Source organism: Bradyrhizobium genomosp. III (genome assembly GCF_000261705.1).
Taxonomy (GTDB): domain Bacteria; phylum Pseudomonadota; class Alphaproteobacteria; order Rhizobiales; family Xanthobacteraceae; genus Bradyrhizobium; species Bradyrhizobium ottawaense.
The window spans coordinates 1-17,273 of the sequence record NZ_AJQF01000035.1 but is presented as its reverse complement, the minus strand read 5'-3'; the positions used below and the strand labels follow the sequence as shown (position 1 = coordinate 17,273).

Here is a 17,273-nt window from a genome sequence, read left to right as displayed (position 1 = left end):
AGGGCTGGAGCCACTGCCCCAACCGGTTCCTCAATGTCGCATCGTGCATCGATTTCTGCTATTTCGCTGGCGGGCCGGAGCGTCCGGCCCGGGAACGGGGCGCTTGCGCCCCAGACTGGCCGCATTGTACGGCTCATAAGGGTAACGCTCACAAGGGCATATCGCGTATCCGGTCCGCCGCCAATCGCCAAAACCAATCACGAAACTGCTCTCCAGACCGTTTGATGTTTCTCCAGATCGCATTGCGCAAGAAGGCCTCCGCCCTCACCGCCCTCGTTACGGCTGCGGCGATCGCGCTGCTGCCGCTCCCGGCGGCGCGGGCGCAACAGAAGGGGCCGCCGGTCTTGCGCGACACCGAGACCGAGCAACTGCTGCGCGAATATACGCGCCCGATCCTGCGCGCCGCGGGTCTGGAGAAGCAGAACATCCAGATGGTGATCCTCAACGACGGCTCGTTCAACGCGTTCGTCGCCGACGGCCGCCGCATCTTCGTCAATTACGGCGCGATCCTTCAATCGGAGACCCCGAACCAGATCATCGGCGTGCTCGCGCACGAGACCGGGCATCTGGCCGGTGGCCATCTGTCCAAGCTGCGCGAACAGCTCGCCGCCGCCCAGACCCAGATGATCATCGCGATGCTGCTCGGCGCAGGCGCGATCGCCGCAGGCAGCACCCAGCGCAGCAGCGCAGGCAACAACGGGCTCGCCAATGCCGGCGCCGCCGCGATCTCGGCTCCCCAGGAGGTGATCCGCCGGACGCTGCTGTCCTATCAGCGCCAGCAAGAGGAGAACGCCGACCGCGCCGGCGTGAAATTCCTGACTGCGACCCAGCAATCGCCGAAGGGCATGTACGAGACCTTCAAGCGCTTCACCAGTGAGAGCCTGTTCGCCGCGCGCGGCGCCGATCCCTATCTCCAGTCGCACCCGATGCCGGCCGAGCGCGTCGCCGCGCTTCAGGAATTCGCCAGCTCCAGCCCCTACTGGAACAAGAAGGACGATCCCGCGCTGCAGCTCCGCCACGACATGGTTCGCGCCAAGATCTCCGCGTTCATGGAGCGGCCGGAGACTGTGTACCGCCGCTATCCCCAGACCAACGACAGCATGCCGGCGCGCTATGCCCGCGCCATCAGCACCTATCTGCACGGCGATCTGCGCAGTGCGCTGGCCCAGATCGACGCGCTGATCCAGGTCCAGCCCAACAATCCGTACTTCTACGAGGTGCGCGGCCAGGCCCTGTTGGAGAGCGGCAAGGCCGCCGAGGCGATCGCTCCGCTGCGCAAGGCCGCACAGCTTTCCAACAACGCGCCCCTCATCGAGATGTTACTTGGGCAGGCTCTGGTTGGAACCGATAATAAGACCTACACCGACGACGCCGTTCGGATTCTCCGCGCCGCGGTGGCGCGAGAACCCGAGGCGGTGCTCGGCTATACCCAGCTCGCGATGGCCTATGGCCGGAAGGGCGACTATGCCGAAGCGGATCTCGCCTCGGCGCAAGCCGCTTACCTGCGCGGCGACAACAAGACCGCCCGCGAGCTCGCTACGCGCGCGAAAACCCGTTTCGCCGTCGGCACGCCCGGATGGGTCAAGGCCGACGACATCGTGGCGGCGAAGCCGCCGCGCAACTGACGCAACTCGAGCGACGCCCGATACCACGACGTCACGACACCGAGCTTAAGTCCGCCGGGACGTATTCCGAAACCTGCTTTGGAGAAGAGGATTTGCCTATGCCTTCGCTGCGCCTGATTGCTCCCGCGTTGTTTGCGCTCGCCCTGTTCGGCGCAGCCGTGCCCGCGTCGGCCGACAGTTTCTCCGACACCCAGCGCACCGACATCGAGAATATCATCAAGAACTATCTCATCAGCCATCCCGAGGTGCTCGAGGAGGCGATGGCCGAGCTCAGCAAGCGGCAGGCCGCGGCCGAGACGCAGAAGCACGAGGCCAGCATCGCGCAGAATGCGGACGCGATCTTCAACTCCCCGCGCCAGGTCGTGCTCGGCAACAAGGACGGCGACGTCACCTTCGTCGAGTTCTTCGATTACAATTGCGGCTACTGCAAGCGCGCGATGGACGACATGCTCACCCTCATGAAGGCCGATCCGAAGCTGAAGGTGGTGCTGAAGGAATTTCCGGTGCTGAGCCAGGGCTCGGTCGAGGCGGCGCAGGTCGCGGTCGCCGTGCGCATGCAGGACCCCTCCGGCAAGAAATATCTCGACTTCCACCAGAAGCTGCTCGGCGGCCGCGGCGCTGCCGACAAGGCGCGCGCGCTTCAAGCCGCCAAGGAAGCCGGCCTCGACACCGCCAAAATCGAAAAGGACCTCGCCAGCCCCGAGGTGCGCGCCACCATCGAGGAGAACTTCAAGCTCGCCGAAGCGATGGGCATGAACGGCACGCCGAGCTATGTCATCGGCAAGCAGATCGTGATTGGCGCCGTCGGCGTCGAAGGCCTCAAGGAAAAGATCGGCATTGCCCGCTGCGGCAAGGCAACCTGCTGATCATACGTTTTACGATCCTGAAACCCCGAAAAGGCCGGCTGGCAAGCCGGCCTTTCTCTTGCGCCGAACGTTCGTGCAAAGTCATTCATCTGGCATTCAACAAACAAATGCCGCGGAACAGGCGAAGTTCCGGAACAACTCAAATCTCCTTTCGTTGTCGGCGCACGGGCAATGACGCAAAGAAACACGTGAGGAGAATTCGATGTTGAACCGCTTTATGATTTCTGTCGCCGCAGTCGCCCTGGTCGCGGGCGCCGGTCTGGCGAACGCACAAGACAAGGGCCGTGACAGCGGCGCTGGCTCGCAGCAGATGCAGCACTCGCAGCCCTCCGGCGGCGCCGCCGAGCGCGGCTCGACGGGCCGCGATTCCATGAGCCATGACAAGGGCACCGTCGGCCAGGCCGGTGGCGCTGGCACCATGAAGTCCGATCGGTCTTCCGAGGACAAACCCGGCGCGATGAAGGACGAGCGCCCGGGCGGCGCGATGAACAAGAACGCGGCCGAGGACAAGGCCGGCGCCACCAAGGGCCAGCGCACTGACGAACGCGCGCAGGACAAGTCCCAGCAGGACAAGTCGAAGAGCATGAGCTCGGATTCGACGACGAAGTCTGACCCCGCCAAGTCTGCCAAGGACATGAAGGCCGAGGACAACAAGGCCGGCGGCGCCGCCAAGACCAATAATGCGGCTACGACCGACAAGTCCCAGACCACGACCGGCACCGCCTCCGCGACGGCTTCCGCGCCGCCGGCCGAAAAGCGGACTGAGATCTCGACGGCGATCAAGTCGACCAAGATCGAAGAGACGACGAACGTCAACTTCAACATCTCGGTCGGCACCGCGATCCCGGCCTCCGTCCGAGTCCATCCGCTTCCGCCCCGGATCGTGGAGATCTACCCGGAGTGGCGTGGCTATGAAGTGATTTTCGTCCGCGGTCAGTACGTGATCGTCCGTCCGCAGACGCGCGAAATCGTCTACATCATCGAAGGCTAAGCTGCTTCGCTGAAGCCCAAATGGGCCCTTGCCGAGAGATCGGCAGGGGCCTTTGGCCTATGCGACGCCCTCCCCTGCGAGCCTCCCTCCGGCAGCCACGATTAGAACTGGTTAACAAGCAATTTCCGTAGCTTCCGCACAGGTTTTTGCACCGGGGATGAGCTACCTGAAGCCCCTTGGGAGGCCCTTCAAGGCTTCCCCTAGGCCGCTTTGTTACCTATAACCCCGCCACGCCGAGCACCTCTTCCCGGGATTGGAATGGCAGAACCTGCAACCGATACGATCCTCGTCCTCAACGGGCCGAACCTCAACATGTTGGGGACCCGCGAGCCCGAGAAGTACGGCCACGCCACGCTGGCCGACGTCGAGGCACTGTGCCGGGAGACCGCGGCAACGTACGGCCTCAAGGCCGATTGCCGGCAGTCCAACCGCGAGGGCGAGTTGATCGACTTCATCCACGAGGCGCATGCGCGCAAGATGAAGGGTATCATCGTCAATGCAGGTGGCTATTCGCACACCTCGATCGCGCTGCACGACGCACTGCTCGCGGTGCAGATCCCGACGGTCGAAGTGCACGTGACCAACATCCACGCCCGCGAGAGCTTTCGTCACCACTCCTACACCGCACACGCGGCTTTCGCCTCGCTCTGCGGTTTCGGCATCGAGGGCTATCGCCTCGCCATCCAGGGCCTTGCCGCCAAGCTTGCCATCAAGCCCAAAGCCTGAAGCCCCCTTCATCAAACAGAACATTCGGATCAAAGAACATGGCGCGCCAGCCAGACGACAAAGCAGCCGCAAAGTTTTCCAGCGAGGATTCCGCGCTCATCCGCGAGCTCGCTTTGCTGCTCGATGAGACCAGCCTCACCGAGATCGAGATCGAACGTGCGGGCCTGCGCCTGCGCGTCGCCCGCAACGTCAGCGTTGCTGCGACCATGCCGATGCAGATGGCAGCCGCTCCCGCCGCCCTGCCGGTCGCCTCCGCCGTGCCTGCCGCCGCCGGTCCCGACCTGTCGAAGCATCCTGGCGCTGTCAGCTCGCCGATGGTCGGCACCGCCTATTGGGCACCGGAGCCCGGCGCCAAGCCGTTCATCGAGGTCGGCAGCAAGGTCTCGGTCGGACAGACCCTGCTGATCATCGAAGCCATGAAGACCATGAACCAGATCCCCTCGCCGCGCGCCGGCACGGTGACGCAGATCCTGGTCGAGGACGGTCAGCCGGTCGAGTACGGCGAGCCGCTCGTCATCATTGAGTGAGGGACTGGCGAATAGCGAGGAGCGAATAGTTACTCTTCCCTGTTCGCCAATCGCTATTCCCCGTTCGCCCCCTGAGGCACCATGTTCGACAAGATCCTCATAGCCAATCGCGGCGAGATTGCCCTTCGCATCCTCAGGGCCTGCAAGGAGCTCGGCATCGCCACCGTCGCCGTGCACTCCACCGCCGACGCCGATGCCATGCATGTGCGCCTGTCGGACGAAAGCGTCTGCATCGGACCGCCGGCATCCAAGGACAGCTATCTCAACGTGCCCGCGTTGCTCGCGGCCTGCGAGATCACCGGGGCCGATGCCGTGCATCCCGGTTACGGCTTCCTGTCCGAGAATGCCCGCTTTGCGGAGATCCTCGCCGAGCACAATCTGCATTTCATCGGTCCCAAGGCGGAGCACATCCGCCTGATGGGCGACAAGATCGAGGCGAAGAAGACCGCCAAGAAGCTCGGCATCCCCGTGGTGCCCGGCTCCGACGGTGCGGTCGGTCCCGATGACGACGCGCTGGCGATCGCCAAAAAGATCGGCTTTCCGGTACTGGTGAAGGCGGCGGCCGGCGGCGGTGGCCGCGGCATGAAGGTCGCGCAGAGCGAGGTCGACCTTCAGGTGGCGCTGTCGACGGCGGCCAACGAGGCCAAATCCGCCTTCGGCGATGCCTCGGTCTATCTGGAAAAATACCTCCAGAAGCCGCGTCACATCGAGATCCAGATTCTCGGCGACGGCCGCGGCGGCGCGATCCATCTCGGCGAGCGTGACTGCTCGCTGCAACGCCGCCACCAGAAGGTCTGGGAAGAGGGCCCCTCGCCTGTCCTTGCCGCCGCCGCGCGCGCCAAGATCGGCGAGACCTGCGCCAAGGCGATGCGCGAGATGAAATATCTCGGCGTCGGCACCATCGAGTTCCTGTTCGAGGACGGCGAGTTCTACTTCATCGAGATGAACACCCGCATCCAGGTCGAGCATCCCGTCACCGAGAGCATCACCGACATCGACCTCGTGCTGGAGCAGATCCGCATCGCCGCGGGCGGCGATTTGCCGGCAAGGCAGGAAGAGGTCCAGGTCATCGGCCATGCGATCGAGTGCCGCATCAACGCCGAAAATCCCCAGACCTTCCGGCCCTCGCCCGGCCGCATACTGCAATACCATCCGCCCGGTGGACTCGGCGTCCGCATCGATTCCGCGGTCTACCAGGGCTACACGATCCCGCCCTATTACGATTCCCTGGTCGGCAAGCTCATCGTGCACGGCAAGACCCGCGCCGAGTGCCTGATGCGGCTACGCCGGGCGCTGGACGAGATGGTGGTGGAAGGCATCGAGACCACGCTGCCGCTGTTCCGCGCGCTGGTGCGTGAAGACGACATCATCAACGGCGATTATCACATCCACTGGCTGGAACAGTATCTGGCCGGCAAGACGGAACCCGCCCCGCGATAAATCACTTTCGTCGTGGAACCCTTTGGGCCTTATCGCGTTCTCGACGCGGGGACAGTTCCAAGGGGGCGTTTTGACTTCCGCTGAACGTGACAGAGCGAGGCCGTCGTGACGGCCGAGGCCCAACGACGGCGCGCATTTTGGCAGATCCTGCTGATCTCGGCGGGCCTCCTGATTCTGACTGTGATCAGCGCCGGCTCGGTCTACCTCGTCAACAAGGCGCGGGACGACAGCAAATGGGTGCTTCACACCATCGAGGCGGAGAGCCAAATCAACGCCCTGCTGCTCGAAATCCGCCGCGCCGAGAGCAGCGCCCGCGGCTTTCTCCTGACGCAGGGACCGGATTTCCAGTCGGACCACGAGAAGGCCGTCGCAGCGATCATTCCGGCACTCGATAAGCTCACGCGCCAGATCGGCGACAATCCGGCGCAACGCGACAGCATCGAGAAGCTGAGTGCGGCGATTGCGACCCGGCTCGACCAGTTTTCGCGCGAGATGAAGTTCGTGAAGGAGGGCCAACCGGACAGGGCCACAGCGCTGATCCGCGAGGCCGCGGCCGGCAACACCACGACGACGATCACCAACTTGGCCAACGCGATGATCCGCGAGGAGGAGCGGCTGTTCCGGGTCCGAACCGCCAACTCCGACCGGAGTCAGACCCTGGCTGCATCGATGACCGGCATCGGCTCCGGCCTCGTCGTGCTGCTGGCCCTGATCTCGACCTGGCTGGTGCGGCGCTCGGCCCGCGCCCGTGACGAGGCCGAAGCGCGCCTGCGCGATGCCAACGTCAATCTGGAGTCCGTCGTCGACGAGCGCACCGCGGACCTGCGCGAGGCCAACGCAGAGATCCAGCGCTTTGCCTATATCGTCAGCCACGATCTGCGCTCGCCGCTCGTCAACATCATGGGCTTCACCAGCGAGCTCGAAGAGCTCAGCGGCGATGTCTTCCGCCGCCTCGGCAGCCTCACCCAAGTCCCCGCCGGCGGGCCGCCGCTGGCGCCTGGCGCGCCCGGCGAGATCGTGCTCGAAGGCGCCGACAAGCAGCTCTCGGAGGATTTTTCCGAAGCGCTCGGCTTCATCAAGACGTCGATCGCCAAGATGGACCGGCTGATTTCGGCCATCCTCAACCTCACCCGCGAGGGCCGACGCGAATTCCAGCCGGTGAAGATCGACACCAGCGAGCTGATCGAGGCCATCGTGTCGACGTTGGCGCACCAGGCCGCCGAGGCACAGGCCCAGATTCACCTCGAGCCCCTGCCTGACATCGTCAGCGACCGGCTCGCACTCGAGCAGATCTTCTCCAATCTGATCGACAATGCGATCAAGTACCTGAAGCGCGGGGTGCCCGGCAAAATCAGAATTCGCGGGCGGACCAAACTCGGCTACGCTATCTTCGAGATCAGCGACAATGGCCGCGGCATCGATCCGAAGGATCATCAGCGGATATTCGACCTGTTCCGCCGCGCGGGAACCCAGGACAAGCCCGGCCAGGGCATTGGTCTTGCGCATGTGCGTGCACTTGTGCGTCGCCTCGGCGGCACCATGTCGGTATCATCGGAACTGGACGCGGGCAGCACCTTCACGATCACGCTGCCGATCGCCTGGAATGTGAGCAACCGGAACGCAGATCGATGACCCAGCCTGTCACCATCATCATGATCGAGGACGACGAGGGCCACGCCCGCCTGATCGAGCGCAACATCCGCCGCTCGGGGGTCAATAACGAGATCGTCTCGTTTCCCAACGGCACGGACGCGATGCAGCATCTGTTCGGCGCCGACGGCAGCGGGCTCGTGCAGAAGGGCAACGCGCTGCTGATCCTGCTCGACCTCAACCTGCCCGACATGACCGGGATCGACATCCTGAGGCAGATCAAGGAAAACAAATATCTGAAGGCTTCGCCCGTGGTGGTGCTTACCACCACCGACGATTCCCAGGAAATCAAGCGTTGCTACGAGCTCGGCTGCAACGTCTACATCACCAAGCCCGTCAACTACGAGAATTTCGCCAATGCCATCCGGCAGCTTGGCCTGTTCTTCTCGGTCATCCAGGTCCCTCCCGCCGCCCCATGAGCCAGCGCACGCCAACACTGCTCTACATCGACGACGATAGTGCGCTGGCGCGCCTGGTCGATCGCGGCCTGACGCGGCGCGGCTACAGGGTCGTCCACGCCGCGAGCGGCGAGGAAGGCCTGGAGCGCATCCGCCGCGCCGCGGTCGAGGGCGGCATCGACGTGGTGGCGCTCGACCAGTACATGCCCGGCCTCGACGGGCTGGAGACGCTGGAGCAGATCATGGCGATCCCGGGTGCGCCGCCCGTGGTGTTCGTCACGGCCTCGCAGGATTCCAGCATCGCCGTCACCGCGCTGAAGGCCGGCGCGGCCGATTATCTCGTCAAGGACGTCACGGGCGATTTCATCCCCCTGCTCCACGTCGCAACCGAGGGCGCGCTGCGCCAGGCCGAATTGCAGAAGGCACGCGAGGAAGCCGAGGCCGAGATCCATGCCTCGCGCGACCGCTACGCCGCCCTTGCCGCCGAACGCGAGCTGCTGCTGCGCGAGGTCAACCACCGCGTCGGCAACTCGCTCCAGATCATCGCCTCGCTGCTGCACCTCCAGGCAAGCTCCGCCGCGCAGGACGAGGTCAAGGCGGCACTGACCAATGCGATGGGCCGCGTCGCCGCGGTCGCGCAGGTGCACCGCCGCCTCTACACCTCGCAGGATCTGAAGAGCGTGGTCCTGAACCAGTATCTGGACTCGCTGCTCGAGGATCTCCGCCGCTCGGCCGAAGGCAACCGGATGTCGCGCCTGACGCTGAAGGCCGAGCCGATCGAGATCGATCCCGACCGCGCGGTCGCCGTCGGCATCATCGTCAACGAGCTGGTGATGAACGCGGTGAAATACGCCTATCCCGACGGCGCCGGCCCGATCCATGTCGAGCTGCACGCGCAGGGCGACGATGTCCTGCTGTCGATCACCGACGACGGCGTCGGTGACAACGTCAAGGCCGATCCGCGCTCCACCGGCATGGGCCAGCGCATCGTCGCGGCCATGGCCTCCAAGCTCGACGCCACGGTCGAGCGCGATCCCGCCCATTCCGGAACCCGGATCGTGCTGAAATTCGCGCGCATGCCGGCAGCCCCCGGCAGAACCAGCACCGCCGCCGCGAGCTGATCTCGCTGCCCTGCTCACCCCCATCGCAACCGCGTCGCGATCCTGCTATGGTTGCGAACCATGACTTCGCGCGACTCCGCCCCGTCTGAAATCACACCGGCCGTGCTGCTGCGCGCCTATGCCTGCGGCATCTTTCCGATGGCCGAGAGCGCCGAAGATCCGACCCTGTTCTGGGTCGAGCCGGAGCTGCGTGGCGTCATCCCCCTCGATGGATTTCGTGTCGCCTCGCGGCTCGCGCGCACCGTCCGCTCGGATGTGTTTCGCGTAACCGTCAACACCGCATTCAAGGCGACGATCGCCGGCTGCGCCGCGCCGCAGGCCGGACGCGAGGACACCTGGATCAACAAGCGCATCCGTGACCTCTATGGCGGCCTGTACGAGCTCGGCCATTGCCACAGTGTCGAGGCCTGGCAGGGCGAGGACCTCGTCGGCGGGCTGTACGGCGTCAGCCTCGGACGAGCCTTCTTCGGCGAGAGCATGTTCCACACCGCGCGCGATGCCTCCAAGGTCGCTCTGGTGCATCTCGTCGCGCGGCTCGTCCATGGCGGCTTCGAGCTGCTCGACACCCAATATGTCACCGAACATCTGAAGAGCTTTGGCGCGGCCGAGATCTCGCGGCGGCGCTACACCGCGCTGCTCGACAAGGCGCTTGCGGGCGAGCCCGGCGATTTCCTGAAGCTCTCTGCGGGTGAGGCGATCCCGGGCGCACGCGCGCTCGAGATCATCGCCGCGCGGCAATAATCGATAGCAGGCTTAGCGGCCGAACCCCGGGATACCGAACAGACCCGGCCGCTGCTCCGGCGGCGGAGGCGGCGGCGGTGCCGGTTGCTGCTGCTGGATCGGCGGCAGAGGCTGCGGCGGACGCTGCTGCACCTGCTTCGGCGCGGCCTTCTTCTGCGCGGGCGGCGGCGGAGGTGCGGGCTTGGTCGCGGGATCCGGCGCTGCGGTCGCAATGGTCTGCTGCGGCTCTTTGCAGTCGGTGAGCCAGATGTCGTAGATCGGGTGCTCGACGCCGTGCAGGCCCGGGCTTGCCGCGTACATCCAGCCCGAGAAGATCCGCTTCACCTCGCCCTGCAAGGTGATCTCGTCGACTTCGACGAAGGCGTCGGTGTTGGTGGCCTCGGTCGCCGGCCGCGTGTAGCAGGCGTCGGTCTTGACCCTGAGCGCGCCGAACTGGACGGTCTCGCCGATCTCCTCGTCGAAATTGATGATGCGCCCGGTGATCTTGTCGAGCCCCGAGAAAGTCGCCTTCTTGTTCACGATCTTCTGGGCCGGCGGCTCGGTGACAACCTCGTCGCCCGGCTGCAGGCTTGCCGGGGTCTGCGGCACGGCGCCACCCGGCCCGCCCTTTTGCTGCGGCTGGCGACCCGGCGCACCCGGCTGGCCGGCGCCCGGCGGCGCGACCGCCACAGGCGGCGGCTGGTTCGGCGGAGCGACGGTGGAGCCCGGCGGCGGCGCCAGCGGCTGGGTCTCGACCGGCCCTGGCATCACGTTGCCCTGCCGGCCCGGCGGCGGCGGCATCGGGCGCGACGGCAGCACGCGGCCCTGCGGCGGCAGCTCCGGCACCTCTTCGTCGTCGTCGGGGATCTGCTGCGGCTGGGGCTGGCCGCGTGGAATGTTGCCGGGCGGGCGCAGCGGCGGCGGATCGGAAAAGATCGTGCCGATCTGCGCCTGAGCCGGCGTCGCAGCCGTCAGCGCGGTGGCGGCCAAAAGCGCCGCAAGACCTGTCAGGGTAATGGTTCGAAACATCTCGCGCGGCTTCAACAGCGAATCGGGCTTGTTGGACATTCTACAGGGGATACCGCCGCTCGCAGGCCCTCCGGTTAACACGGGGAATACGGCGGGGGAAGGGCGGCATCCCTGCCCTGCCCGCCGTCCGCTGGCCAGGGCGGCCGACCGGTGGGATAGTCGGAAAGCCCTCCCAGGAGCGCGAGGCGGGCATCGCCCGAAAATGACATTCAACGATAACCGGAACCCCCGAGGTGCCCCCCTCCATGCCCGTTGTGCTCGATCCCGATGCCGCCGCCGTCTACAAGGCTTTCCAGGAGGCCGGCCGCCCCGCCTACGAGACGCTGACAGCGCCGGAAGCGCGCGCCTATTATGCTCAGGCGCGCTTTGCCACCAACCCCGAGCCGCCTGAGCTCGCGCGCGCCACGCCGCTATCGATCCCGGCGCCGCACGGGGTGATCCCCGCCCGCCTCTACGTTCCCAAGGAGCCGCGCCGGCACAACGGCCTATCGCCGGCGCTGGTGTTCTTCCACGGCGGCGGATGGGTGATCGGCGATCTCGACTCCCACGACGTCGTCTGCCGCCAGTTGGCCCACGCCGGCGCGCTGGTCGTGATCTCGGTCGACTACCGCCTCGCACCCGAGCACAAGTTTCCCGCGGCTACCGAGGACGCCATCGCCGCGACCCGATGGGTCGCCGCGAACGCGCGCGAGCTCGGCATCGACGCCTCGCGCCTGTCGATCGGCGGCGACAGCGCCGGCGGCAATCTCGCCGCGGTCGTGGCGCTCGCCGCGCGTGAAGCTGGCGGCCCCGCACTCGCGGGCCAGGTGCTGATCTACCCCGCCACCGATTTCGCCATGACGCACGGCTCCCACAGCGAGCCCGAGACCAGCGTGCTGCTGACGCATTCGGTGATCCGCTGGTTTCGCGACCACTACCTCAATGGCGCCGCCGACATCCATGACTGGCGCGCTTCACCGGCACGTGCGCAAGACCTTGCCGGCCTGCCGCCGGCTTATGTGCTGACCGCCGGCGCCGATCCGCTGCGCGACGAAGGCGACGAATATGCCGAGCGGCTGAAGCAGGCCGGCATATCCGTCACGTACAAGCACTATCCCGGCCAATTCCATGGCTTCTTCACCATGGGCAAGCTGTTGCAGCAGGCCAATGTCGCCGTCGGCGAGATCAGCGCGTGGCTGAAGGGATTGGGATAGCAACGCCGCGAGCATTGGCTTCGTCCTTGACCAGAGCCGCCAGGAGGCGCATATTCTAGCCAGAATTTCTAGCTAGAAAGTCTGAGTATGACCAAGCGAGTCTGGTCGGTGCAGGATGCAAAAAACCGCTTCAGCGAGGTGGTCCATGCGGCGCAGCGCGCACCGCAAACGGTGACACGGCATGGCAAACCCGCTGTGGTGATCTTGAATGCCGCAGAGTTTGAACGCTTGCAGGAGCTGCAACGCGCTCGGGCGCCCTCTCTGACCGATCTGCTTCTTGAAATGCCGCAAGACGACGGGGAATTTCCGCGCGCGCGTGTCGCGGATCGTGACATCGGCCTCTGATGTTTCTGCTCGACACCGTCACGCTGTCCGAGCTGCGTCGGACCAGACGCAACCCGTCGGTGGTCGCCTGGATGGAGCGGCAGCGAACGGCAGATCTTTTCCTCAGCGTCGTCAGCATCGGCGAAATCGAACGCGGAATCGAACGTCAGCGCGCTGCAGATCCGAGCTTTGCCGATGCGCTCGCCACCTGGCTGGATCGCGTTCTCGCTCTCTACGGCACCCAGGTCTTGCCGTTTGACCTCCAGACCGCGCGTCGCTGGGGAGCTCTCAGCGCCGCGCTCGGCAATGACAGCGCAGATCTCATGATTGCCGCCACCGCGCTCGAGCATGGACTTACTGTCGTGACGCGCAATGTCTCGGACTTTGAGCCTACGGGAGTTCGCGTCGTAAATCCATTTGAAGGCAAGTAGCCAGCCAAGCTCTCGAGTTGCTCTCCCGGACGCCAAAATGCACCCTGCTCTCCTACATGCCCTCCCCATGCGCGGCCTGACATGGCTCGGCAGCCAGGGCACGCGCGGAGTCGCCGCTGTCGTCTTCATCGCGGCTGCGGTGCCACCGCTCGGCGCGCTGCTGCGTCCCTATCTGACCGAGGCGATCCTCTGCCTGCTCTGCATCTCCTTCATGCGGGTCGATCTGGCCGCCCTCTACGGCCATTTGCGCCGGCCGGCGCTGGTTGCAACCGCCACGGCCTGGACCACGATCGGCGTGCCGCTGATCGTCGGATTGATCGCCCACGCAACCGGGCTCACGGCTCGCGCCCCCGGGCTTTCGCTCGCACTGATGCTCCAGAGCATGGCCTCGCCGATGATGGCCTCCCCGGCCCTGGCCGCACTGATGGGTCTCGATGCCACGCTCGTGCTGATCACGCTGGTGACCTCGACCGCGCTGGTGCCCTTCACGGCCTCGCTATTCGCCGGCCTCTTCCTCGGCGACATGCTCAGCGTCACGCCGTTGACGCTGGGCCTGAAACTGCTTGGCATCCTCGCAGCATCGCTGCTGGCGGCGACCGCCATCAGATGGCTCTTCGGCGCGGCGGCGATCCAGCGTCACAAGGCGCCGATCGACGGCCTCAACATCATCATCCTCTTCATCTTCGCTGCTGCGATCATGGGCGATGTCGTCAGCGACCTTCTCGCACAGCCGCTGTTCACCCTCGGCCTCGCAGCTCTCTCGTTCGCGATCTATTTCACCCTGCTCGCGATCACCACGCTGCTATTCCGCCGCATCGGCTATGAGCGCGCGCTGGCGCTTGGGCTGATGGTGTCACAGCGCAATCTCGGCCTGATGCTGGCGGCTACTGCCGGCGCATTACCGCCCACCACCTGGCTCTATTTCGCGATGACGCAGTTTCCGATTCACCTTGCGCCTTACATGCTGATGCCGATCGCGCGGCGCCTGACGGTACGCGCGAACACCTCCAGCTCTGCTGCGACAAGCACCCCCTAACCCGCCCTCGCCGCGCGCCGCAGCGCCTGCGGCGGCTGGCCGAAGGCGCGGATGAAGGCGCGCCGCATGCGCTCGGGATCGCCGAAGCCGGTCGCCTCAGCGACCAGCTCGATCGCCTCGCGCGAGGACTGCACGCGCTCGCGCGCGACTTCGAGCCGCAGCCGCTCGATCGCTTTCGACGGCGTCGCGCCGGTCTCGGCGGCGAACGCGCGGGCGAAATGCCGTGCGCTCATGCCGGCGCGATCGGCGAGGTCCTCCACCGTCAGCGGCGCCTCGAGATTTTCGCGCGCCCAGGACAACAGCGCGCCAAAGCGGCCGTTCGGCGTCTTCAGCTCCAGCAGGGAGGAGAACTGCGACTGCCCGCCGCTGCGGCGATGGTAGAGCACGAGCTGCCGCGCGGCTGCCTGCGCGATCTCCTCGCCATGGTCCTCGGTGACCATCGCGAGCGCCAGATCGATGCCCGCCGTAATTCCTGCCGACGTCCAGACATTGCCGTCGCGGGTGAAGATCTGGTCCGGCTCGAACTTCACCTTCGGATAGCGCGCGACGAAATCGCGCGTCCGCCCCCAATGCGTGGTGGCGCGGCGGCCGTCGAGCAGCCCCGCCTCGGCCAGCACATAGGCGCCCGAGCAGACGCTCGCCACGCGCACGCCGCGCCGCGCCAGCCGCTGCACGAAGGCGCGCGTGACCTCGCAGCGCGCGGCATCCGCAACGCCCGCGCCGCCCGCGATCACCAGCGTCGTGATCGCATTCGCCGACTTGAAACCACGCGCCATCATCTCGACGCCCGACGAGCTGCGCACCAGTCCCGCGCTCGCGGCCAGCACGCGCAGCGCAAGCGTCTTGCCGGTGCAGCGCGCCGCGACCTCGAACACCGAGATCGGGCCGGCCGCATCGAGCAGCTGGAAATCCGGGAAGATCAGGATGCCGATCATAGGGCATGTCCGAAATAGAGGGAATTACGCCATTTCAGACACAACCGCACCATGCCAGTCTTCGCGCGTCAAGCTCATCTTTGGAGGACCTGCCGATGTCGTCACCGCTCCAGATCGGTCTTCTGGTATTTCCGCGCGTCACCCAGCTCGACTTCACCGGTCCCTTGCAGGTGTTCTCCATGGTGCCCGGCGCCAAGCTGCACCTGATCTGGAAGCGGATCGAGCCCGTGCCGAGCGATTCCGTGCTGACGCTGACACCGACCACGACGTTCGCCGACTGCCCGCAGCTCGACGTGATCTGCGTTCCCGGCGGCGGCGGCACCAACGACTTGCTCAACGATGAAGAGGTGCTGGATTTCCTGCGCAAGCAGGCCGAAGGCGCAAAATACGTGACCTCGGTCTGCACGGGATCGCTGGCGCTCGGCGCCGCCGGCCTGTTGAAGGGCTACCGCGCCGCCACCCATTGGAGCGCGATCGAGATGCTCGGCCAGTTCGGCGCCATGCCGACCAAGACACGCGTCTGCGTCGACCGCAATCGCATCACCGGCGGCGGCGTCACCGCGGGAATCGATTTCGCGCTGACGCTGGTCTCCCTCATGGTCGATCGCACCACGGCGGAAGCAATCCAGCTCCAGATGGAATACAACCCCGCCCCGCCCTTCAATTCGGGCTCGCCCGACACGGCGCCCGCTGAAGTCTTGGCCTTGCTGAGAGAGCGCGGCGCGCAAAACCAGGCGCGGCGCCTGGAAGCGGTCAAGCGTGCGGCGGAGCGGGTGAACTAGCGCGGGCCGATGCTCGCGTGTCCCGGACGCGCTGCAGCGAGCAACGCTGCTGCGCAGAGCCGGGACCCAGGGGCTACACGGGTCGCTGCAGCATGGGCCCCGGCTCTGCAGTGCATCACTTCGTGCCGGGCAGCGTCCGGGGCAGTGACCGTCGTGCTGGTCCCAACAGAAAAAGGCCGCTCGGTTTCCCGAGCGGCCTTTCCTGTCTTACGGCGGCTGCACATTCCATCGGGCGATTTCGGAACTTCCAGACCGGGGGCCTATGTCCCGATCGAGTCCTTACTCGGCGGCCGCTGCATCTCGGGACAGTCGCGAACTGTTGCCCGAACCGAACGCGATGGTCTCCCATCTCCGTAAGATGGGATCATTGAGCCGCATGGCTTGCCTGGCCGCAATGTCCGCGCAGACGCCGTCCCCGCTGTTCCCGTTGTCCACAGCAAGGTGAGTCGGATGCGCGTGCATCCAACCGAACGATCGAGAGTCGAAGGAGGGCGGAAAGCCTAGCCAGGCGTCCAGGGCTGATAGTCGCCGGTCGCCTTCGGACGCTTGCCGCTGGCCAGGGTCGAGCCCGAGGGCCGATAGGCCTTTGCCGTGCCGGTGAGATTCGGCTGGTGCGGCTTTTCCCATTCGCGCGGCTGATAGTTGGCCTCGGTCGGTGGCACATCGACGACGTGATGAATCCAGCCGTGCCAGGACGGGGGGATCCGGCTGGCTTCCGCATAGCCGTTATAGACCACCCAGCGTCGCTCAAAGCCGAGCGTCGGATCGACCGCCCCGCCGCGGGTGCGATAGTAGAGATTGCCCTGCTCGTCCTGGCCGACCAGCTCTCCGTACCGCTTGGTCCAGAGCTGGGTGCCAAAAGTCTGGCCATTCCACCAGGTGAAGAACTTGAGGAAGAATTGTTTCATGCGGCAAGGGCCCTGCTTCGTCGGGTCCTGATGCCATCCGGGCGGCGAAATGTCCAGTTCGGCGGGACGGCGGCGCCCTCGGCAAATGCGCCGGGCTCGCCAGGAACGCTGCCGCAAATCGGACGCGATCCGTTCATGCCGGGTACAGCCATTGAGAGCGAGGCTCCGTTCACGCGCAAACCGGCGTGATCCCAGGAACCCCAGCCCTTTCATAGGGTTTGCTTCCGGGAAAGGAGTTTTATCATGAAAAGTCTGAAAGTTTTGAGTGCCGCCGCAGCGCTGGCGCTCGTTCTACCCATGACCTCACCGAGCTTTGCACAGGGGCCGGGCGGCGGTGGCCGTGGCGGCGGTGGTGGCGGCCACGTCGGCGGTGGTGGTGGTGGTGCTCACATGGGCGGTGGCGGTGGCGGCGCTCACTTCGGTGGTGGCGGCGGCGCGCGCATGGGCGGCGGCGGCTTCGGTGGCGGAGCACGAATTGGCGGCGGCCCCGCGTTGCAGGGAGGTGGCGGCAACTTCGCGGCCGGCCCAGCGGTACGTCCGGGCGGCGGCACGTCCTTCACCGGTGGCGTCA

Annotated in this window: 18 protein-coding genes and 1 pseudogene; 16 read left to right on the top strand and 3 right to left on the bottom strand. The window is 65.8% G+C overall.

Features of this window, described 5'->3' with window-relative positions:
• Positions 1-224 precede the first annotated feature (224 nt).
• From IC66_RS0103175 to aat, 10 genes are all read left to right on the top strand, one after another.
• Positions 225-1,625, top strand: coding sequence for a M48 family metalloprotease (locus IC66_RS0103175; protein ID WP_028144847.1), 1,401 nt, complete (start codon positions 225-227; stop codon positions 1,623-1,625).
• 98 nt (positions 1,626-1,723) lie between these two features.
• Positions 1,724-2,491 carry a DsbA family protein gene (locus IC66_RS0103170; protein ID WP_028144848.1) on the top strand — a complete coding sequence of 256 codons (768 nt, stop codon included), beginning with the start codon at positions 1,724-1,726 and terminating at the stop codon, positions 2,489-2,491.
• Between the two features lie 202 nt (positions 2,492-2,693).
• On the top strand, positions 2,694-3,482 hold the full coding sequence (locus IC66_RS0103165) for a DUF1236 domain-containing protein (protein WP_028144849.1): 789 nt from the start codon (positions 2,694-2,696) through the stop codon (positions 3,480-3,482).
• 258 nt (positions 3,483-3,740) lie between these two features.
• A complete protein-coding gene (aroQ, locus tag IC66_RS0103160; protein ID WP_038946637.1) occupies positions 3,741-4,208 on the top strand; it encodes a type II 3-dehydroquinate dehydratase in 468 nt (155 codons plus the stop codon).
• A 38-nt stretch (positions 4,209-4,246) separates the two neighbouring features.
• Complete coding sequence (accB, locus tag IC66_RS0103155; RefSeq protein ID WP_028144851.1) at positions 4,247-4,735, top strand: acetyl-CoA carboxylase biotin carboxyl carrier protein; 489 nt, start codon at positions 4,247-4,249, stop codon at positions 4,733-4,735.
• Between the two features lie 81 nt (positions 4,736-4,816).
• Positions 4,817-6,175 (top strand): acetyl-CoA carboxylase biotin carboxylase subunit, encoded by a 1,359-nt coding sequence (accC, locus tag IC66_RS0103150; RefSeq protein ID WP_028144852.1) that lies wholly within the window; start codon positions 4,817-4,819, stop codon positions 6,173-6,175.
• Positions 6,176-6,280: 105 nt separating this feature from the next.
• Entirely contained in the window at positions 6,281-7,807 is a 1,527-nt protein-coding gene (locus IC66_RS0103145; protein ID WP_038946636.1) for a sensor histidine kinase, read from the top strand.
• The gene (locus tag IC66_RS0103140; protein ID WP_018323001.1) at positions 7,804-8,244 is read left to right on the top strand and encodes a response regulator; all 441 of its coding nucleotides are present in this window, start codon (positions 7,804-7,806) and stop codon (positions 8,242-8,244) included. The genes IC66_RS0103145 and IC66_RS0103140 overlap by 4 nt, the downstream gene beginning before the upstream one ends.
• Entirely contained in the window at positions 8,241-9,344 is a 1,104-nt protein-coding gene (locus IC66_RS0103135; RefSeq protein WP_028144854.1) for a sensor histidine kinase, read from the top strand. Before IC66_RS0103140 ends, IC66_RS0103135 begins: the two co-directional genes overlap by 4 nt.
• 60 nt (positions 9,345-9,404) lie before the next feature.
• The gene (aat, locus tag IC66_RS0103130; protein WP_038946635.1) at positions 9,405-10,085 is read left to right on the top strand and encodes a leucyl/phenylalanyl-tRNA--protein transferase; all 681 of its coding nucleotides are present in this window, start codon (positions 9,405-9,407) and stop codon (positions 10,083-10,085) included.
• 12 nt (positions 10,086-10,097) lie between these two features.
• Here the strand turns inward: aat and IC66_RS0103125 are convergent, their stop codons facing one another.
• Positions 10,098-11,132, bottom strand: a complete 1,035-nt coding sequence (locus tag IC66_RS0103125) for a DUF2155 domain-containing protein (RefSeq protein ID WP_028144856.1) — start codon at positions 11,130-11,132, stop codon at positions 10,098-10,100.
• A gap of 206 nt (positions 11,133-11,338) precedes the next feature.
• Here IC66_RS0103125 and IC66_RS0103120 point away from each other — a divergent pair, with 206 nt between their 5' ends.
• The 4 genes from IC66_RS0103120 (at position 11,339) to IC66_RS0103105 (ending at position 14,077) form a co-directional block, all read left to right on the top strand.
• The gene (locus IC66_RS0103120; protein WP_038946634.1) at positions 11,339-12,286 is read left to right on the top strand and encodes an alpha/beta hydrolase; all 948 of its coding nucleotides are present in this window, start codon (positions 11,339-11,341) and stop codon (positions 12,284-12,286) included.
• A gap of 87 nt (positions 12,287-12,373) precedes the next feature.
• On the top strand, positions 12,374-12,631 hold the full coding sequence (locus IC66_RS0103115; RefSeq protein ID WP_028144858.1) for a type II toxin-antitoxin system Phd/YefM family antitoxin: 258 nt from the start codon (positions 12,374-12,376) through the stop codon (positions 12,629-12,631).
• Positions 12,631-13,041, top strand: coding sequence for a type II toxin-antitoxin system VapC family toxin (locus IC66_RS0103110; RefSeq protein WP_028144859.1), 411 nt, complete (start codon positions 12,631-12,633; stop codon positions 13,039-13,041). The genes IC66_RS0103115 and IC66_RS0103110 overlap by 1 nt, the downstream gene beginning before the upstream one ends.
• Before the next feature lie 37 nt (positions 13,042-13,078).
• Complete coding sequence (locus IC66_RS0103105; protein ID WP_038946633.1) at positions 13,079-14,077, top strand: hypothetical protein; 999 nt, start codon at positions 13,079-13,081, stop codon at positions 14,075-14,077.
• Here the strand turns inward: IC66_RS0103105 and IC66_RS0103100 are convergent.
• Complete coding sequence (locus IC66_RS0103100; RefSeq protein ID WP_028144861.1) at positions 14,074-15,012, bottom strand: GlxA family transcriptional regulator; 939 nt, start codon at positions 15,010-15,012, stop codon at positions 14,074-14,076. The two genes, IC66_RS0103105 and IC66_RS0103100, sit on opposite strands and share 4 nt — an antisense overlap.
• 95 nt (positions 15,013-15,107) lie before the next feature.
• Here IC66_RS0103100 and IC66_RS0103095 point away from each other — a divergent pair, with 95 nt between their 5' ends.
• Positions 15,108-15,794, top strand: a complete 687-nt coding sequence (locus IC66_RS0103095) for a DJ-1/PfpI family protein (protein WP_028144862.1) — start codon at positions 15,108-15,110, stop codon at positions 15,792-15,794.
• A 500-nt stretch (positions 15,795-16,294) separates the two neighbouring features.
• Here IC66_RS0103095 and IC66_RS0103090 read toward each other — a convergent pair whose 3' ends face one another.
• Positions 16,295-16,702 (bottom strand): NADH:ubiquinone oxidoreductase subunit NDUFA12, encoded by a 408-nt coding sequence (locus IC66_RS0103090; RefSeq protein ID WP_028144863.1) that lies wholly within the window; start codon positions 16,700-16,702, stop codon positions 16,295-16,297.
• A gap of 243 nt (positions 16,703-16,945) precedes the next feature.
• Between IC66_RS0103090 and IC66_RS47030 the strand changes: the two are divergent.
• Positions 16,946-17,273 (top strand): annotated as a pseudogene (locus tag IC66_RS47030) (BA14K family protein); the annotation flags it as partial.